This window comes from Pseudoalteromonas sp. FUC4, from assembly GCF_008370255.1.
Lineage (GTDB): Bacteria > Pseudomonadota > Gammaproteobacteria > Enterobacterales > Alteromonadaceae > Pseudoalteromonas.
In genome coordinates this window covers 645,738-662,969 of record NZ_SEUI01000002.1, presented here as the reverse complement: position 1 = coordinate 662,969, position 17,232 = coordinate 645,738, and the positions used below count along the sequence as shown (strand labels likewise).

General features: G+C 40.6%; 13 protein-coding genes and 1 pseudogene. 3 read left to right on the top strand and 11 right to left on the bottom strand.

Annotation, left to right across the window (positions count from 1 at the left end; genetic code table 11):
* The first annotated feature begins 462 nt into the window (after positions 1-462).
* Positions 463-843 (top strand): hypothetical protein, encoded by a 381-nt coding sequence (locus tag EU510_RS08945; protein WP_149593192.1) that lies wholly within the window; start codon positions 463-465, stop codon positions 841-843.
* Between the two features lie 114 nt (positions 844-957).
* Positions 958-1,245 (top strand): hypothetical protein, encoded by a 288-nt coding sequence (locus tag EU510_RS08940; protein ID WP_149593191.1) that lies wholly within the window; start codon positions 958-960, stop codon positions 1,243-1,245.
* A gap of 40 nt (positions 1,246-1,285) precedes the next feature.
* On the opposite strand, the pseudogene EU510_RS08935 reads toward EU510_RS08940, so the two are convergent.
* A pseudogene (locus EU510_RS08935) lies at positions 1,286-1,459 on the bottom strand (IS110 family transposase); the annotation flags it as partial.
* A 62-nt stretch (positions 1,460-1,521) separates the two neighbouring features.
* A complete protein-coding gene (locus EU510_RS08930; RefSeq protein ID WP_008134514.1) occupies positions 1,522-2,424 on the bottom strand; it encodes a LysR family transcriptional regulator in 903 nt (300 codons plus the stop codon).
* Between the two features lie 130 nt (positions 2,425-2,554).
* On the opposite strand from EU510_RS08930, the gene EU510_RS08925 reads away from it, so the two are divergent.
* Positions 2,555-3,313 (top strand): SDR family NAD(P)-dependent oxidoreductase, encoded by a 759-nt coding sequence (locus EU510_RS08925; protein WP_149593190.1) that lies wholly within the window; start codon positions 2,555-2,557, stop codon positions 3,311-3,313.
* A gap of 245 nt (positions 3,314-3,558) precedes the next feature.
* Here the strand turns inward: EU510_RS08925 and EU510_RS08920 are convergent, their stop codons facing one another.
* The 9 genes from EU510_RS08920 to EU510_RS08880 form a co-directional block, all read right to left on the bottom strand.
* On the bottom strand, positions 3,559-6,492 hold the full coding sequence (locus tag EU510_RS08920; protein ID WP_149593189.1) for a TonB-dependent receptor: 2,934 nt from the start codon (positions 6,490-6,492) through the stop codon (positions 3,559-3,561).
* Positions 6,493-6,570: 78 nt separating this feature from the next.
* The gene (locus tag EU510_RS08915; RefSeq protein ID WP_149593188.1) at positions 6,571-8,697 is read right to left on the bottom strand and encodes a glycoside hydrolase family 16 protein; all 2,127 of its coding nucleotides are present in this window, start codon (positions 8,695-8,697) and stop codon (positions 6,571-6,573) included.
* A gap of 367 nt (positions 8,698-9,064) precedes the next feature.
* Positions 9,065-9,856, bottom strand: a complete 792-nt coding sequence (locus EU510_RS08910; RefSeq protein ID WP_149593187.1) for a sterol desaturase family protein — start codon at positions 9,854-9,856, stop codon at positions 9,065-9,067.
* On the bottom strand, positions 9,846-10,493 hold the full coding sequence (locus EU510_RS08905; RefSeq protein ID WP_149593186.1) for a CDP-alcohol phosphatidyltransferase family protein: 648 nt from the start codon (positions 10,491-10,493) through the stop codon (positions 9,846-9,848). Before EU510_RS08905 ends, EU510_RS08910 begins: the two co-directional genes overlap by 11 nt.
* 27 nt (positions 10,494-10,520) lie before the next feature.
* Positions 10,521-11,159: an ATP-binding cassette domain-containing protein gene (locus EU510_RS08900; protein ID WP_149593185.1), complete on the bottom strand. Its 639-nt coding sequence runs from the start codon at positions 11,157-11,159 to the stop codon at positions 10,521-10,523.
* A 22-nt stretch (positions 11,160-11,181) separates the two neighbouring features.
* Positions 11,182-12,936, bottom strand: coding sequence for an ABC transporter permease (locus EU510_RS08895; RefSeq protein WP_149593184.1), 1,755 nt, complete (start codon positions 12,934-12,936; stop codon positions 11,182-11,184).
* Complete coding sequence (locus tag EU510_RS08890) at positions 12,933-14,267, bottom strand: ABC transporter substrate-binding protein (RefSeq protein ID WP_149593183.1); 1,335 nt, start codon at positions 14,265-14,267, stop codon at positions 12,933-12,935. The genes EU510_RS08895 and EU510_RS08890 overlap by 4 nt, the downstream gene beginning before the upstream one ends.
* Positions 14,254-15,072, bottom strand: coding sequence for a DUF547 domain-containing protein (locus EU510_RS08885; RefSeq protein WP_149593182.1), 819 nt, complete (start codon positions 15,070-15,072; stop codon positions 14,254-14,256). Before EU510_RS08885 ends, EU510_RS08890 begins: the two co-directional genes overlap by 14 nt.
* 2 nt (positions 15,073-15,074) lie before the next feature.
* Positions 15,075-17,228 carry an FAD-dependent oxidoreductase gene (locus tag EU510_RS08880; protein WP_149593181.1) on the bottom strand — a complete coding sequence of 718 codons (2,154 nt, stop codon included), beginning with the start codon at positions 17,226-17,228 and terminating at the stop codon, positions 15,075-15,077.
* Positions 17,229-17,232 lie beyond the last annotated feature (4 nt).

The window sequence follows — 17,232 nt, the reverse complement described above, 5'->3', positions numbered from 1 at the left end:
CAGTTCAAACTTAAACACAACAACCATTAAGTAATGAGGGCGCTGCATATTTGTAGCGCTTTTTTATTTAAAGTGCTTTTATTTCACAGTGCTCACAACACTATTTCAAACGTGTTGTAATATATAAGTACAATACCAGCTGTATTCAAAATGTTAAAACCTAAGCGTTTTAATAACTCATTACCTGCGTTAAAAAACGATTTTACGATATTAACTTTTTATAAAAGTTGCTCTAAAAATTAGCAGTGATTTATGCATTGTCGGATATTACTGATCTCCTCCATTTAGGTGTATTACAGCATTAACGGAGATTTCTTTGTAGTTAACTAGTTGTTTACAGACGGTTATTTGCTGGCTAAGATAAACGCATTGTAATATATGGACATTTGTCGGTTTATAAAGCGACAAATGTCGTAGACAAGATTGTTAGGCATTCATATTCTCATATAAGGGTAAATTACAATGACAGGTTTAGAAATTATCGCCGCTATTGGCGCTATATCTGCGTATATCGCAGTTCTTCAAAATGAAGGGCATAAAAATGATGAGAAAGAAAAGAATGCTTTATTAGCTCTTAATAAAGCCGTTCTAAGAACAGAAGGGTATTTATCTAGAAAAGCGATGAATGAAAGTTCATCGGATGCTAAACATGAATTGACTGAGTTGTGGAATGAAGCATCTATTGAGTGTGCAAATGCTGGCTTCGAAAAAATGCAAAAATTGTGTCAAATTAAGGGCGTTTATTGGCTAAACCCTTCTAAATGGACAGATCAAGATATTAAAGCTTCAGGTATCCAGTTAGCCGAAATGAAAATGAAATTAGATGTTGTATTGTGCAATTAAATGCCTAACAAGAACTTTAAACGGAACAAAAACAGTTGGCTACGTTTCGCTTCGCTCCACATTATAGCCAACAATTTTTGTCCGCTTAAGTGGGCGTTATATTTAAAGGATAGTATGGACGCTGAATTACAGAAAAAAGTCGATATAGTTGTAGGTTTAAGCCGGCTTGCGGGTGGAACTCTAATAATCATTGGAAGCATATTAGTTTTCATTTTTGTTCAAGCAGCATTAGATCCAAATGCCGTAATTGAAATAAACGGTGTACCAACTAAAGATGAAGGTTCTAAAATAATTGCCGCCATTTTTACTGGAATATTTCCAATTATTGGTATGTTTTTATCTTTCGCACCTAGCAAGCACCTTGATAAATGGGTTGCCAAAATAATAACTAGGCTATCTTAAATTTAAATATAACAACACGCCCTGAGGTGGACAGCAAGCGCTAAAGCTCACTTTCCACCGCAAATTTTAACAGCGGTGATCCCTTACTTTTCAATGCGGTTAAGTAAGTTGATTCATCGTAGGGCGTATGTGTTTTCCAGCACCTAAATAGGATTCGTATCCACTTAAATGCCAATGATCTGATGATGCTATTATGAGGTTTTCCTTTGCTTCTTGCTGCCAACTATCGTGGCTAAGTAACGATGCTTTAGCGCAAAATGAATAACGCACAGATTATTACTTTGTAAAGACGCTCAATTGTTCTTCAAGCCAAAGCATAAATGCACTTACGCGCTTGGGTAGATGGTGCCTATTTGGGTACAAAATATTGATTGGTAGGTCGGGCATCGCGTATTGAGGCAAAACTTGTATAAGTTCGCCAGATTCAAGGTATTTACTTATACCGTGAATAGGTGATTGAATAAGCCCGAAACCACTCAGTACTGCGCTTAAATATGCCTCTGAGGAGTTAACAGTAAGCTGGCTTTTCATCGTTATTGATTGCAATTGATTATTGCTATCTAAATATTCGAAACCCGGATCAGGGATACCAAGTGTTTGACTGTAGCGAACAATGTAATGATTTTTTAGATCGTTAAGAGTTTTAGGTAAACCATGATTTTTTACATAATAACGGCTTACGCAATTTAAAACTTTAAAGCTGCCCAAACGTCGTGCAATTAACGATGAGTCGGTAAGTTCGCCCACTCTTACTACGCAATCAAATCCTTCTTTAATGACATCTACTCGTCTATCGGAGCTGCCAAGTTCTATTTCAAGATTTGGGTGCATTTTTAAAAACGAACTTAAGTTTGGAATTATGGTATCTCGACTAACAGCTTGTGGCATATCTACACGTATTCGGCCTGTTAAACCTTTATCCTCACTTACAAATAAATTTTTTAAATCGTCAGCGTCGCTAATAATTCCCAGTGCACGTTGATAAAATAGCTCACCGTCTGAAGTCATATTTACAGTGCGTGTAGTACGGTGTAATAAACGCGTATTTAATGTACTTTCAAGCATGGTTACTGCTTGCGATACACTTGACTTAGGAAGATTTAAGCTTGTTGCTGCTTTAGAAAAACTACTGAGTTGCGCTACTTTAATAAAAATACGTATTGCGTTTAGGTCCTTCATAATACCGTTTATTGTTCGTTTATTTTGAACAGTGTAACTCTTTTCAGCCTGTTTATCTTTGTTGCTTGAAAAAATATACTGGCTTGGAAGTTATTTAACTCCCCGCTTTTATTTTCAACAGGATATAACAATGAACAAACGAATTGCAGTGATCACCGGTGGTAATCGTGGGCTTGGTAAAAGCACGGTGCTTTGCCTTGCAAAGCAAAATATCGATTGCATTTTTACTTACCGTCGTCATGAAAAAGAAGCAAAAGAGGTTGTAAAGCAAGTACAGGAGCTAGGCTCTAAAGCGGTTGCATTGCAATTAGATGTAAGTGATATGCTCGGCTTTGAGGATTTTGCACAACAACTACAAAATGTCCTGCAGACTCATTGGCAACAAAGTGAGTTTGATTACTTAATTAATAATGCAGGGGTGGGGCTTACTAGCAGTTTTGCAGACACAAGTGAATCAACTTTTGATACGTTAATAAATATTAACTTAAGGGGAGTATTTTTTGTTACCCAAACATTGTTACCCTTTATAAAAAACGGTGGTCGTATTATTAATTTATCAAGTGGTTTAACGCGTTTTTCATTACCCGGTCATATTACTTATGCAATGACCAAAGGTGCAATAGAAGTAATGACAAGGTATTTAGCTCAAGAACTTGCACCTAAAAATATTACGGTAAATGTTGTAGCTCCTGGTGCAATTGAAACCGACTTTGGTAATGGTGTCGTTCGTGATAACGATGAAGTAAATGCGTTTATTACATCACAAACGGCAATGGGCAGAGTTGGTGTAACAGACGATATAGGGCCTATGATTGCTAACTTATTAGCGGACGAAAACCGTTGGATGACAGGTCAACGGCTTGAGGTATCGGGCGGTATGTATATATAATCATACCAACCGGCATGAATCTTTGAGCAATTTAGTGAATTAAATTGCACTATAATGTCGCTGAAATTTTTATTTAGAACAACTAGGTACAAAAATTTTTGTCTAGTTTTAGCGTAATTTTCTTAACGTTAAGTAGTCCCTATATATAAACAGATTGGTACCATTTATTAAAAAATTATAACTTGAGACAATAAAAAAACCGCTCAGTGAGCGGTTTTTTGCATTTTTTACTAAAGGAAATTTAGTTAGAACGTGTAACGAGCACCAATTGAGTAACGAGGACCGTATTGATTAGCAAATAAGAACTGCTCTTCGTAACGTCCGTAACCTTCTTCGGTGGCATTGTTTAAGTTTATGCCATCAAAAAATACCGTTACGTTTTCGTTTACATCGTAGTTAACGCTCATATCCCATTGGCCGTAGGCTTTAGCATATTGCGGAGGCGCATCAGCTGAACCTTGAGCTTGGCCAACACCAATTAGGTATGAGTCGCGCCATGCGTAAGTAATTTTAACTGATAGGCCGTCTTTTTCGTAAAAGCCTTGGAAGTTAGCTGAGTCACTTAAGCCTGTAAGCGGTGCTTGTTGATCAAGGCTTTCGCTATCAAATTCAACGTCGCCATCTACAAATGTTGCGTTAACACCTACACCAAAACCGGTTTCACCAATTAAGTGCTGAACAGCTACTTCAAAACCATCTACCGATTTACTGTCGGTGTTTTGCGGTTGACTAATATTCCATGTAATTAGCGGATCTTCGCTGTTTGGCTCAATAACGCCATTTGCATTGCCGTAACCGCTGGCAATCATTTGTGCAAAAATAGCGTCGGTTGTTGCTTGCTCACCACGTGATTCAATATCGCTTACGGCTTGTAAGTAACGAGGGCCGTTTAAAATATCGTGTAAGCCATCAATAGTAGTTTGCGTAATGGTGGTTTGAATAAAGTTATCAACATCTTTTTTAAAGTAACCAACAGACGCGTAGCTGCCTTCTGCGTAGTAATACTCAAGTGATAAATCAAGGTTTGTTGATTCAAATGGCAATAAGTTTGTATTACCTTGGCTACCTGTACGAGAACCTGGTTTTGGGCTGCCTGTTAAGCTGCGGCCACCGGCTAAATTACCTAGTGGTGCACGCGACATTGTTTTACCCCAAGATACGCGGGCTACTACGTCTTCAGTTAAATCAACACTTACGTCGATTGAAGGCAGTAAAACATCGTAATCACCTTGTTGCTCTAAGAAGTTATCATCGCCGCCAGCAGCGTATTGCATGATCCACTCAGAAGCGCTAATCCAATTAACTTGATCTTCAACGCGTTGACGTACAGTACTGGTTACGTCTGTTTGCTCATAGCGTAGGCCTGCATTTACTTTTACGTAGTAGTTACTTACGTCAAATTCCCAGCTTGATTGAACATAAAAGCTATTAGTGATTTCTTCTACGTAGCTTTCGCTATCAATACCATCCATGTAAGCATTAGCTGCGTATGCATCTGAGCCTGTTACATCTGCTGTTAAATAAGCAATTTGGCGTGCTACTGCTTCATCGAAGTCATACGTGTAGTAGTAATTAGGTTGTAAGTCGCTACCACCGCCAGCAAATTGGTCTAAAAGACCCGATGTATCGTGACGGGTAAACATGCTATCTGGGAATATTTCTGTGTAAGATGGGTTAAAACCAGGGCCACCTACTAAACCACTCCACGCGGTGTAACCACCGGTGTTTTGCTCAGTACGTGATGCGCCAAATTTAACTTTAACTAAACCAATGTCGTAGCTTTCGTTATACCACGTAGTATGTAGTTGTAACTGTTCAATGTTTGACTCACCCGGTGAGTGAGTAAACTGACTAAAGTTTGAGTCAATTTCGCCTGGTGTTAGTTCGCTTGTGCCGTTTAACCAGTTAACTTGTGCACTTGGGATTTCGCCAGTGCGGTAATCGTAAATTTTATTAGCAAGCTGATCTGAGCCCAAAATCACTTGGCCGGTACTGCCTAGCCCGTCATCGGCGCCGTTGTCAGTCTCATTTTTAGAGTCGTGGTAATCAAGCTCTACGTGCCATGTGTCGTTAATTTCCCAATCAAGATTTAAACCAAGTGAGCGTGCTTTTACTTCTGTAGTACCTTTATTGGCTGTGAATGACGCATCGTTACCGCTAATATCAGCATAAACAGCTGTACCATTTTCATCTAGTTCGTAGCCATTAATATTGCTACCAAAGTCGTTCCAAATACCCCAACCAATGCTCTGAGAACCTGTAACTGCTTTACTTGCTGTGTAATCAAGTGTTGCTACAAAGCCATCTACCGGTGCATATTGAAAGGTAACTTGTCCGTTTGTACGTTCACGTTCTACATCTTCAATCGAGTAGTTCATGTCTTTAGGGAAGTAGTAGTTACCTGCAGGGTCTGTGCGGTTATCAACTACGTTGCTGCTATCTAATTCAGGTAAGTCTACGTTTGCCTGCCAGCCTTGAATATTGGCACTTTGTTTTTGAAAGTCACGCTCTTGGTGCGAAAATGAAAAACCAAAACCAAAAGTGTCATCTACAAAAGTATTGCTGTAAACAGTAGAAAACTCTGGTGTTACGTCATCGCCAGCTTCGTTTGACGAGTCGTGATTTGCTTTAACGGTAGCTGAAAAGTTTTGACCCGGCTTTTGAAAAGGGCGCGCGGTAGAAATATTTACCGTTGCACCTAAGCCACCGCTTGGTACGTCTGCACGTGCTGTTTTAAATACTTCAAGGGCACTTACGCCCTCAGAGGCAACGTTTTCAAGATTATACGAGCGTGTATAGCCTGTGCCCGGCATTTGGCGGCCATTTAAGGTTATTAAGTTAAACTCAGGGCCAAAACCACGTACTGTAATTTGGCTACCTTCACCGTTTGCACGACTAACCGATACGCCGGTAATACGTTGTAATGATTCTGCTAAGTTGGTATCTGGGAATTTACCCATTTCTTCAGACGAAATGGCATCAACAATGCCAGAAGAGTCGCGTTTCATATCCATAGAACGAATAAGTGAACCACGAATACCTTTTACTTCAATAACTTCTACATCAGATGAAACGTTTGTTTGTGCTTCTGCCGCAATAGCTGTGTTTAATGTGCTCGCAGCAATGATGAGAGACACAGAAGCCGCAAGTTGGCTCTTTTTAAAATTGAATGTGTTCATAATAGCTCTGCTTTATAAAATGTTGTTCAAGAGAGAAGGTGCAGTGTAAGCACCTAGAATTTGTCAGTGAAATCTTAATTATGGGTTTGAAACTGTCACATTATCAACACGATATGTTGCGCCAGCCCCTTGGCCCCAATTAGGAAAAATCATTAATACATCTATTGCACTTACATCTAAACCGGCAGCTGATAAATCAGAAAGCGTATAAGTATATGTTTGCCATTCGTTTAAAACAGGGGCAATGCCTTCAACACTTTCAGTAAGTGCAAGCTCTGCGGCAGAGTCACCTTCGTTTGACTCAACTTTGAAAAACCATGGGGCATCGGGTGTGCTTGGCATACTCGTAACTTTCATATCAAACGTAATTTGACCAACCGTTATGATAGCGCTTGCATCAAATGCCTCGCCGCTTCCACCAACAGATGTGCGGCTATTAAAGCCCATTACAGTAGGCGTATCATTTATTGTAAATTCTGCTGTTATACCATGTTCTTCATCATCCATTACTTCCACTGGCGTAGAGCCGCTACAGCAGTCCCACATTGGCCAATCAAGATTTTGGGTATCAGAGAACACATCAAGTTCTGGGAAATCTTGAGTTATTTTTACATCATCAACTCTATAAACAGCACCATTACCAGTGCCCCACGCAGGGAAAATCATAACTACATCAATAGCACTAATATCTAAGTTTGCAGCAACAAGATCGGTTAATTTAAATGTGTATGTTTGCCATTGACCTACAACAGGCGCAATACCTTCAACGCTTTGGGTAATAGGCAATTCGGCTGCAGTAGGGGCATCTCCTGCGCTTTCAAGCTTAACAACCCATGTAGAGTTTGCATCAGCAGGTGCGCTAGTTACTTTCATTTTAAATTGAAAATATCCTTCTGCTAGAAGTGGCGTTGCATCAAATGGAGAGGCAACACCTGACTCATCAGTAATATTCTCAGTTCTTGAAATAAAGCCGTTTACCGTTGGGTTTTCACCAACACTAAATTCAACTGTATTACCTTGCTGTTCATCAACAACTACTGCAGGAGTTGAGCCTCCGCAACAATCCCACGCAGGCCAATTAATATTAAAAGAATCACCAAATATGGTTAATGGAGTAACTCCTCCAGCTATAGGAACTGGTGCATCACCTTCAAGCAAGGCATCGTCTAAGCTGTTGTAACCTGGGCGAATGGTTTCACAACCTTTACCTGTATCAGGATTTGATGCACATTGATAAACACGTACGTAATCAATAGCAAAGGTTTGGCCATTTTCAAATGCGCTAGCATCTATACCTAAATCATTAACGTTTTCAGGCCAGTCGCCGCCTACAGCTAGGTTTAGCAATAAGTGAAAGTCTTTATCAAATGGTGCGCTATCCCAGTGCGTTGTAAGTTCGCCAGAACCTTGTTCAAAGTATTCTGCAAACCAACCACGATGTTTTAAACCCGCAGGCTCATTTTTGGAATTATATAAAACCTCAGATTGACGCTGAGTTGCATAAAGATAACCGTCTACGTACCAGCGAATTTCACCTTCTTGCCATTCAACAGCATACGTGTGGAAATCATCTGCTGGATTAGTATCTTCAGGGAATTTGTATTCTTTGCCAGTAGAACTGTTATCTGGCCACGCGCGTCCGTAATGAAGGGTGCCGTGGATACTAGACTCTATACCGCCGTCTTCATCCGGTGTTTTAAGATTTACTGATTCTAAAACATCTATTTCGCCAGAACGAGGCCAAGTACCATAAACTTCATCAGTTGGCAGCATCCAAAATGCTGGCCAGCTACCTTGTCCTGATGGAAGTTTGGCGCGCACTTCAAAGCGACCATACGTAAAGTCAGCGTTGTAACGCGTATTTAGGCGTGCTGAGGTATACGGTTTTTCTGCACCTTCTGTCGCTGGGAGGGCAACAATGTTTAACACACCGTCTGCAATAAATGCATTTTGCTCGCTGTCGGTGTAACACTGTTTCTCGTTGTTACCACCGCCATCGCAGTTTAATTCATAGTTCCATTTGTTTGTATCAATGGCTGAGCCTTCAAACTCGTCGCTCCAAACCATTTGCCAATCTGATACTGGCTCAGAGGCATCTACATTTTCAAAATTTGATTTAGTGGCAGAGTCGCCACCACAGCCAGCTAACGTAACTAGAGAGATAGCGGCAAGTAAACGTGTAATGTGCGTTGTTTCAATGTTCATAACTGAACCCCGGTTTCAACAGATTATTGTCAGATTAATTGTTTTTCATACTGTAAGCGCTTACATTTTTGCGTTGTGTTTTGTAAGCGCTTACAAATGATATTGCGCAGTGCGTTAATGGTCAACATATTTGTTTATTTTATTTACAATTAGTTTACGGTAAGACCAGTTTACCAATTGAGCTACTCATAAAAAATAACATTATATATTAATAGATTAATCTCATTTAAAAAGATTTTAAAGTGGTGTTTTCAACTCTTTTTTTGACTGTGGTTGAAAGAATATATTAATTTTATAATTTGGTATGCATTATTAAACCTCTAAAAACTGGCTTTTTTTTAGGCAAGCCGGTTACAAACGTTATCAGTTATTTGTTTTTAAATGGCATAATAAGTAATCCCCAAAGGGAGGCGTTTTGTTTTTGGTTTGGGTATTCTTTTAAACCAATGTCGATGTCGTAATCTGCTTTTTTTGCTTCACTTTTGTAGCTACCAAATAATTTATCCCACCAAATTACACTAAAACCATAGTTTGAGTTAGTTTCACTAACTACTTGGCTATGGTGAATTCGATGTAATATTTGCGTCATTAATATTAAACGCAACGGCTTTTCAATAGCATTAGGTAGGCGTATATTTGCATGATTAAATAGTGCTAAACCATTAAGTGCAATTTCAAAAATAAGTACCGCAATAGCAGGTACGCCAAGAGCAGTTACTGCAATGAGTTTTATAAGTATGCTCAGCACAATTTCGATAGGATGAAAGCGCAAACCTGTGCTGGTATCTACATGTGCATCGGCGTGGTGTACACGGTGCAAGCGCCACAAAATCGGCACTTGATGAAACAGCCGGTGCTGCCAATAAATAAGTATATCAAGCAGTAGCATGCTTAAGATAATGGCGACGATACTTGGTATGGCTATTTGGTTAAATAAACCGATACCGTGCTCTTGGTTATAAAGCGCTACGGCGGTTAAACCGATTGGTACACTTAAGCGCGCAATTAGTGATGAAGCAAACACGAGTCCAAAATTAGCAAACCATCGGGTGTTACTTTTTATAGGTGATTTACGTGCGGGCATTCGTGACTCTAGCAGCATCATAATAACCAAAATGCTAAAAAAGAACCCTAAACGCCACCAAATTTCATGACTCATTGGCTTGTGTAACCTTATCGGCTTCTTGGAGTTTTAACGTGTTATAACCACCATGTATACGTGTAAAAATAGTAATAGCGCACGCAGTGGCAAAAATACTCGCCATTATGGCAAAGTGCTGCGGCCAAATACAAAAGGCAATAAACAGCGCTATGGTTTCTGTGCCTTCGGTTAAGCCGTTTAAGTAGTAAAAGCTTTTGTATTTAAATTGCGGTTTTTCGAGTTTAAATTTTTCGGCGGCTATGGCAAAGGCTAAAAAGCTTGAGCCCGTACCAATAAAAGTGGCCAGTAATACCGCACCGGCAATGGCGTTTTGCTCGGGGTTTGCCAAAATAAAGCCAAGCGGAATAGCCGCGTAAAATAAAAAGTCGAGGGTAATATCTAAAAAACCGCCAGCGCTTGAACTTAAATTTGCATGGCGTGCCAATGCACCATCCAGCCCATCTAAAATACGATTTAAAGCAATAGCTGTTAACGCTGCGTACCACATTTCAAACGCAATAAATGGCACAGCCAATAGCCCTATTAAAAAACCGGCCACAGTGAGTTGGTCAGGCGTTATACCGCGCTTGTGCATTAACGCTACAACAGGGGTTAACAGTGGCTTTATTACCGGGGTGATGTATTTGTCTAACATGCTTGGTGCCTTGTGCTTTTTGTGTGTTTATTTGGCTAAATTTAAGGTGATCAGTTTGCCGTTTGCGGCCTCTGCATCACTATGATCGTGGGTTACCATAATAGCGGGCAGTTTATGCTCACGTATTTGGCTAAATACCAGCTCGCGGGTATCTACTCTTAATTGGGTGTCGAGCTTGCTAAATGGCTCATCAAGTAATATGGCTTTTGGTTCGCTCAATAGCATACGCAGTAAAGCAACGCGGGCTTGTTGCCCCCCTGAGAGATTGTCAGGGTGGCGGTTTGCCATCCCTTTTAAACCTACTTGCTCAAGCGCATGGTCTATTTTGTCGAGGCGATGTTTTTTATTGCCTTTAGGCATAGCAAAGGCAATGTTACCGCTTACCGACAAATGCGAAAATAATAACGCGTCTTGGTAAAGTACTCCTATGTGACGTAAATGAGTAGGTAAGTTATTAATGTTTTCACCGTTAAGCCACACTTCACCATTTGCGCTAAAGCCGCTGGGTAATGTGCCGGTAAGCCAGTTTAATAAACTTGATTTTCCACTGCCTGATGGCCCCATAATGGTAAGTATGTCACCGCCTTTTACTTGCTCGTTTAAACTAAGTAATTGCTCGTGTTGACGATAAAGCTCACAATTTTTAATCTCTAAAGATGACTGCATTAAAAACCTTTTAATTTATGGGTTAGCGTTGTGCGCTTTTAAAAAAATACTTAGGTAAAACCCACGCTAGTATAAAGCCAATTAATGGCAATGCCATTTGCATAATGGCATACACTGCACTGGTGCGCCTACTTGCACCATTGGCAAGCGTAACGGCTTCGGTTGTTATTGTGGCTATGCGCCCGCCGCCAGCTAAAAGCGTGGGGAGGTATTGCCCAAAACTAATTGCTAAACCCAGTGCGGCTGCAATTAAAATAGGAGCAAACAATTGAGGTAGTTTTATTTTAAAAAACACCTTGCATGGCGCTGCACCTAAGCTTGCAGCAACATGAGCAAAACGAGGATCTAAGCGCCTATAACTGCTCGCAAGTGACAAAAACACGTAAGGCAACACAAACAGTAAATGAGTAAGTACTACATTAAAAAATGCGGCTTGGTTATTTACCAATTGTTGTATCCATACTAGCCCAAACAAAAAGGCAATACTGGGTACTAATAACGGCAAGTAAATAATTAAACTGGTAAAACGAGAAATAGGTTTGTCACTCAACGGCTCTGATTCTAAACACAATAAAGTAAGAATAATGGCAAATAGTGTGGTTACTAAACCGATTGCTAGGGTATTAAAAAGCGGACTGCCCATTTGCATTAGCGCACTTTTAAAATGCAGTAGTGTAAATTGCTCAGGCATTGCATCTGGAAAGCGCCAAAAACCTGCAACCGACCACATAACTAGACCAATAAGTGACAACAGTATAAAGCTAATTACTAATGTGGTGAGTACTACCGTTATTTTTTGCCAATAAAATCCGCCGTATTCGCGCACTCCATTAGTAAGAGAGTCGCTAAAGAGCACTTTTACGGCCTTTTCCCCGCCAAGCCAAAGCGCTAACAAACCGCCTGTAACAGCTAGTTGTAATAAAGCACCTGCTGAGGCTTTAATACGCAGGTTTAAATCAACATCGTTAAACCAATGCATTATTGCAACGGCCAACGTGGGTGGTGTATTTGGGCCTAATATGAGTGGCATTTCTACACTGGCGCTTGCATAGGCAAGCACGGCTAAAAGGGGCAAACGTAAAAGTGGATAAAGGCTTGGCAGTATTACTTTAAAAAAGGCGGTCATTGGGCAATAACCTAAGTTAAGCGCAACCTTATGTTGTTGGCGTAATTTTTTTCCAAGCTCAGGTTGAGCAAGTACGCCCAGTGCCATTAGTAATAAAAAGGGAAGCTCTTTGAGTGTTAAGCCTAAAATAATACTAATACCGAACGAATCATGCGGAAACATACCGTTTGGCGCAAGTTCCCAGCCGCTTAACCAAGGCGACGCTAAGCGTGAAATCATACCTGAAGGGGCTATTAAAAACCCCACCGCAATAGCCGCTGCGGCATGAGGTATAACTAATATAGGGCTCAATAAACGCTGAATTCGGTTAAGCCACGGGCTATTAAAAAACGCAGCTAGAATCATTAAAGTAATGATAAATGCAAGCAGAGTACTTATTAAGCCTGTTGCAACGCTTAAGGTAACCATTTGGGTAAGGCCGGGTGTTTGCCAAAGGGCATTAAAACCTTGCAAGCTAAACGTTGTTTGCTCAAGTACGGGCGCATAACCAAAGGCAGGCAGCAATACGCTAATTAAGCCACCAAGTACGGGTAGTATAAGTAAAGCGAGTAAAAATCGCGGGCTAAATTTTACAATGCGCGTAAACATATCGGTGCTGCACTGCGTTGTTGCTTTGGTATTTACAGGTACACTTTTTGAAATAACGCTCATTGGCTTACTCCATAACGGGTTTGCCAACCTTGCATAATGGCGTTTACCCAGCTTGGATGAGGTTCGCTCAATGTGCGTTTAATACTGTTTAAAGGCAGTGCACTTGGGTGCGGTTTAGCTGTTTTAAATAAGGTTTGCTGATCAGGCGTTAACGTTGATTGAATAAGTACGCTTTTATCGCCCCATATATGCGCTTTTTGTTTATGAGCTTGCGCTTCAGGGCTCATTAAAAAATTAGCCACTAATTGCGCACTTTGCTGGTGGCTTGCATTGTAAGGGATTGCCACAAAATGGGTATTACTTAAACTGCCATCACTCATTGCATAGCTGCGAATGCTGTTTGGTAAATCATAGCGTTTTACAGCCGCTGGTACTTCAGGTGATGAAAAAGTAAATGCGAGACTTAATTCTGTATCGTCCACAAGGCGGCGCATTTGAGCACCACTTTGCATAAAATGAGTGCCACCACGCCAAAGAGTTGGGTGTAGTTTATCTAAAAAGTCCCACAGTGGGTTTAATACTTGTGCAGTATTTTTAGTTGTAGCTGGTTGGTTTAGCTGCGCTTTAACGTTTTCGCTGCTTTGCTGATGCAGTACAACTAAGGCGTATTTTAAAAAGCTCATACCTAAAAAGTCAGGTGGCTTTGGGTAACTAAAGCGACCAGGGTTTTGTGAGCTCCAGTTTAATAATTCGTTTAATGTCGTCGGCAATTTATTGTTTGCCTTACCATTTATTGCAATGCTGTCGTAATAAAACGTAAGTGACGCTTGCCCCCATGGCGCTTCCATCCCATTGGTAGGTAAACCAAAATCAAAGGTTACAGCAGGGTTATTAGCCGGATCGGTTAATGCAAAGTAGGGGAGTTTATTTGCCCATTGCTTTAAAAGCAGAGAGTGCTCACTCATGGTGGCAAAGTTAGCCCCGTTGATCCACATTAAATCTACGCTGCCTTGGTTGTTATTGTTTGCTGATTTTTCGGCAAGTACACGGCTTACTGCTTCGCTGGTGTCGCTTAGTTTTACATGCACTAAGTTAATGTTGTACTTAGTTTTAACTTGCTGGGCTGCCCATTGAATATAAGCATTTATTTGCGCGTCGCCGCCCCATGCATAAAAGTATACATCTTGATTGCTACCAAGTGCTTGAACTTGTTGCCAGCGAGATCCCTGTTGTGTGTTTATTACTAAATTACTTTTACTATTTGAGTTAATAACGGTATTAGCAAACGCGATGCTCGAAAAAGCAGCTAAATTTGCGATTGTACAAACGCAAAACGCGACACAGCAAAAGCTGTATCGCGCTTGTGTTTGCCAAAACTTAATGGCGAACATTTAAATCCCAGTTATAGTCTAAAAATTTAACTTTCATGTCATCATTTTTAAGTGCTTTTTGCTGAGCGGGTATCAATTTAAGTGCATCGCTGTATTGCAAGAAAAACTGCTGTAGCGTGTTTGCACCTCTAAAACCTTTTTCAAAGTCATCGCCGTACCATTTAAATATTGAAGACACGCTTAGCGTATTTTCTTGAGCCATATTGCGTGTCATATCTGATAAAAAGCGCACCGTTTGCTCTTGCAATTGGCTTTCTAAATCAGTGGCTGTATACGCTTCTTCACGTAATGCGGGGCAACCAATACTCGCGCAATTTACCGCAAAGTGAATGCGTGGGTCGTTGTATTTACCACTACCACGGATTAAACCATGCTCTATATCATCAAGGCTGCGAGTTTTGCCAAGTAATGGCACAAACTCTTTACTCCATGGTGAGCTAAAAAAGCTCCCTAAGTCTTTAATTGACTTAATATCAGGGTACTTAGTCAATATAAGTTTAACAGTCCACGCATTATAAGCATTGATTAAAAAAGCGAGTTGCTTAGGCTTTTCCCATGCGTCAAATTCGCTTTGCGTTACAGCCGTTAACGAATCTAAATACGTTTTTAGCTGTGCATGCTCACGTTTTATAGCAGCGTAATCAACCTCAGTACTGTGATTATGGTTAATAGCAACAACATGCTTATTTAACAATGCGTTCCAGCTATCGTGCATGTTTTGGGCTTGGGCCGAAAATGACGTTGCAAACGATGTTACAACTAAGGCCGAACCAAGTAGCAATGCTTTTAGAGGAGTTTTAAACATAATTAACCTCGACGCCAAGTGTGGTATTTTTCAAGCAAGTTAAGCACTTTTTCAGGTGCATGAGCGCGTTTCCACTCACCTGCTGCGTATTTATTACCTTCAGCCCAAGTAGGGTAGCTGTGTATAGTACCGAGTATTTTGTTAAGACCTAAGCCGTGTTTCATTGCCAGTACAAACTCAGCAATTAAATCGCCAGCATGTTCAGATACCACGGTAACACCCAATATTTTGTCTTTGCCTTTGGGTGTAATTACTTTAATAAAGCCTTCTGTAGCGCTGTCGGTAATTGCACGGTCTAGCTCTTCAAATTCAAAGCGAGTAATTTCGTAATCTATGCCTTTGTCTTTTGCGTCTTGCTCGTTTAAGCCAACACGTGCCACTTCTGGGTCAATAAACGTAGTCCACGGAATAACACGGTAATCTACTTTAAACTTTTTAAGGTGACCAAATAAGCCATTTACCGCAGCGTACCAACCCTGATGGGCTGCAACATGTGTGAATTGGTATGGACCTACAATATCGCCTGCTGCAAAAATATTAGGGTACAGTGTTTCTAAGTATTCGTTAGTTACTACTGTGCGGTTTGTTTCAATGCCAAGCTCTTCAAGGCCGTAACCTTTAAGGCGTGCACTTCGGCCAACAGCACATAATAGCTCGTCGTATTCAATCTCGATTTCTTGGTCATTATGTTTAACAATAATGAATTTTTTACCATCGCGAGCTTCACAACGTAATGCCTGATGCGATGTTAAAATATTAACGCCGCTTTCGGTTAACGCTTCGTGAGCAAAAGTAGACACTTCAAGATCTTCTTTGATCATGATGCGCTCCGCCATTTCAATTTGCGTAACGCTTGAACCTAAACGTGCAAAGCTTTGTGCTAATTCGCTACCAATTGGACCACCACCAAGTACTACAAGTTTTTTAGGGGCTTCATCTAGCTCTGCAAATTTATTCCACAATGTATCGCTTGTTACATAACCTGTTTCTTCAATACCAGGTAGTGGCGGTACAAATGGGCGTGCGCCAGTGGCAATCACAATAGTACGAGCGGTGAGTGTTTGCGTGCCACCGTCGTTAAGTTTAATTTCTACAGTCCACGGGTCGATTAATTTACCGTAACCTTTTACAACATCTACGCCTAAGTCGGTGTAGCGCTCAACACTGTCGTGCGGTGCTACATCTGCAATTACTTTGTGTACACGTGCCATTACTTTTTTGAACGAAAACTGCGGTGTTGCGTTTTCTAAGCCGTAGTTTTCACCATGGCGAATTTGTTCTGCAATTTTAGCGCTTTTGATAACTGCTTTACTTGGAACACAACCATAGTTTAAACAGTCGCCGCCCATTTCGCCCGCTTCAATAAGGGTTACTTTTGCTTTAACAGCAGCTGCTATATAACTTGTTACCAAACCACCTGCGCCTGCGCCAATAACAATCATGTTACGGTCGAATTTTTTAGGCTTAGTGTAGTTTTTGTATACGCGACGTTTTTTAAACACGTTTAAGATTCCTTTAGCAATGAATGGGAATATACCCAATAAAGCGAATGATAAGATTAAGTTGAATGATAAAATTCCAGATAAGCTCTCTATTTGCGCTAGTTGTGTACCTGCGTTAACAAATACAAATGTACCGGCGAGCATACCTGCTTGGCTTACCCAGTAGTAAGTCCATGACTTTATTGAAGTAACACCCATTAGTAAGTTAATTAAAAAGAATGGAAACACTGGCACTAAACGAAGGGTAAATAAGTAAAATCCACCTTCTTTTTCAACGCCTGCATCAATGGCGGCTAAGCGCTCAGGAAAACGTTGTTTAATAGTGTCACGCAGTAAGTAACGCGATACTAAAAAGGCAAGTGTTGCGCCAATAGTTGAGGCAAAAGATGCAACTAATAAGCCTTCAACTAAGCCAAACAATGCACCTGCGGCAAGTGTTAAAATAGCGGCGCCTGGTAAAGAGAGAGCAGTTACTACTACGTATAGTAAAAAGAACCCACCAATAACGAGTAATGGTGACTGCTCTTTGTATTGGTTAAATTGATCCATCGACCCTTTTAAGCCATCAAGCGTAAGTAATTGATGTAAGTCAAAATGAAAGAACAGACCGACGGCGGCCGCTGCAATCAATAATAGAAATATTTTTTTAATCATGTTC